General features: G+C 63.0%; 4 protein-coding genes. 1 reads left to right on the top strand and 3 read right to left on the bottom strand.

From position 1 onward, the window contains the following. Nucleotides 1-52 precede the first annotated feature (52 nt). The 3 genes from Q7W83_RS09340 to Q7W83_RS09350 are packed head-to-tail and all read right to left on the bottom strand — an operon-like array spanning nt 53 to nt 1,384. Complete coding sequence (locus tag Q7W83_RS09340; RefSeq protein WP_150638670.1) at nt 53-757, bottom strand: YoaK family protein; 705 nt, start codon at nt 755-757, stop codon at nt 53-55. Nucleotides 758-785: 28 nt separating this feature from the next. After that, complete coding sequence (locus Q7W83_RS09345; protein ID WP_150634398.1) at nt 786-1,115, bottom strand: DUF6388 family protein; 330 nt, start codon at nt 1,113-1,115, stop codon at nt 786-788. 20 nt (nt 1,116-1,135) lie between these two features. Beyond that, a complete protein-coding gene (locus tag Q7W83_RS09350) occupies nt 1,136-1,384 on the bottom strand; it encodes a hypothetical protein (RefSeq protein ID WP_150634397.1) in 249 nt (82 codons plus the stop codon). A gap of 161 nt (nt 1,385-1,545) precedes the next feature. Here Q7W83_RS09350 and Q7W83_RS09355 point away from each other — a divergent pair, with 161 nt between their 5' ends. Further along, a complete protein-coding gene (locus Q7W83_RS09355) occupies nt 1,546-1,896 on the top strand; it encodes a hypothetical protein (RefSeq protein WP_150634396.1) in 351 nt (116 codons plus the stop codon). Nucleotides 1,897-1,908: the final 12 nt, after the last annotated feature.

The following is a 1,908-nucleotide window of genomic DNA, read 5'->3' on the forward strand; positions in this document are numbered from 1 at the left end:
ACCCTGTGGGAGCGGGCTTGCCCGCTATGAGGCCCGAACAGACAACGCAGATTCAGCGCGGCATATACCCCAGCTGCCAACGCCGCGGAATCGTCAGCGACAGCACCCCCAGCGCACCTGCGAGCAATCCGCTGACAAGCAGCGCCTGGAGCCCAAGATGCTGTTCCAGCACGGCACCCAGCACTGCGCCGGCAAACATTCCGGTCCAAGGGATCAACTGCACCCGCCAACCGTTGCGCCGTTCGCCGAGCATCCAGCGTCCCAGGCCGCGGCCGAAACGCGACAGGGCGCCCGTGACATAGGTCAGCCCCACCGGCAGTCCGTTTACCTCTTCGACAGCGGCATTGAGCATGCCCATGGCGATGATCGCTGCCAGCAGCGCCGGCAGTTGTTCGTCATAGGGCCAGGCCGCCGCCGCACACAGCAGCATGGCGATGCACAGCAACAAGGGCAGCGCCCGGCGCCCGCCGATACGGCTGATGACAATGCCCAAGGCGTTGCCGAGGACGAACGTGGCGACAAGCAGCAGCAGGCGCAGGGTCAGGCCCATGTCACCGGCGCTGATCGCCACGGCGAGGCGGGTGGTGTTGCCGCTCATGAACGACACGAAGTCGCCGCTGGCCATGAAGCCGATGGCGTCGGTCATGCCGGCGAGTACCGAGAGTGCAGCCACCAGCGACAGGCCGATGCGCCCTCGCCATTTCTGAGTGTGCAGATGCCCCGGACTGGCGCGGGTCGTGGAGGACGAAGGCAGCATCGGTGACGGGATCCTTGTGCGGCGACGGTTATGGGGTCAATCCATATAACTCACAATATTCCCGCCAGTCCATCCCCGCCATTTCGGCCACTTCCCTGTGCACTTCAAGGCGCTGGGCTTGATAGTCCTCCGCGGTCGCGGCGGTCAGTTGCAGGGTCAGCTCCCAGGCAAACACCCCCAGGCGCTCGGCCTCGGCTTCGAACGCCTCATGCAAGCGTTCGTCGCGATACTGAGCCGCCGTTTCACCCTTGGCCTGGGCCAACAGCGGGTTGAGGTTGTCGAGTTCGTGGCGCAGCTCGGGGCGCTCGTCGAGAAATTTCTGCAGCGCCTGCTCGTATTGCTGTTCGGTTGCCGCCATGGTCGCTCCTTGAGAATGGGTTACACGGACTGCTTCTTGCTGGCCTTGGCCGCAGCGGCCAGGCATTCGAGGGCCCACTGCTCGGGGTAGGTCATCTGGATCGGCGTGGTTTCGCCCTTGACGGTGCGTTCGCCGTCGAGAATGTAACGGATCCGCTTGTCGGTGACGCCGATTCGCTTGGCGATCCAGGAAGGTGTCTGACCGATCTGGCTGATCAGCTTGTCGGCATATTCAGCGGTCGGTTTGTAAAACTCGGCGTTGGGTGTCATGGACGTTCCAGAAAAAATGGGCCCGGAAATAGGGGCGATGCAGCGTTTGGCGCGACAGGGTGCGCGAATCGTTGCGCGGTGTCGCGGTATAAATGCAGTAAAGCAGAACGATACGCCGGTCCACGGTGATACAGTCCGCTTTTTCTTGATGAGCACAAGCAATGCGAATTCTGATGGTGGCGCTGGCCGCAACGTTGCTGGCGGGATGCGCCGGCTCGGTGATGGACGATGCCCGCACGGGCACCCCTTACAAAACCCTGACGTCGGACAAGCCGGAAAAAGTCGTCGCCCAGTGCGTGCAGTTTGCCTGGCAGGACGAGGCGGTGTTCGGCGTCGATGCAGGCGCGTACTTGCAGCCGGGCAAGAAGGGCGGGTCGACCGTTTACACGCGTTCGGCGGAGTCCTTTGTGGACGTGACCACCGACGCGTCAGGTACGGCGTTGAGTTACTACGCGCAGCATGACGACTTTGTCGCCAAGCGCCGTTTGGCGGCGTTGGCTACTTGCCTCTGATCTTCTGAACCC

The organism is Pseudomonas sp. 300 (assembly GCF_055803035.1).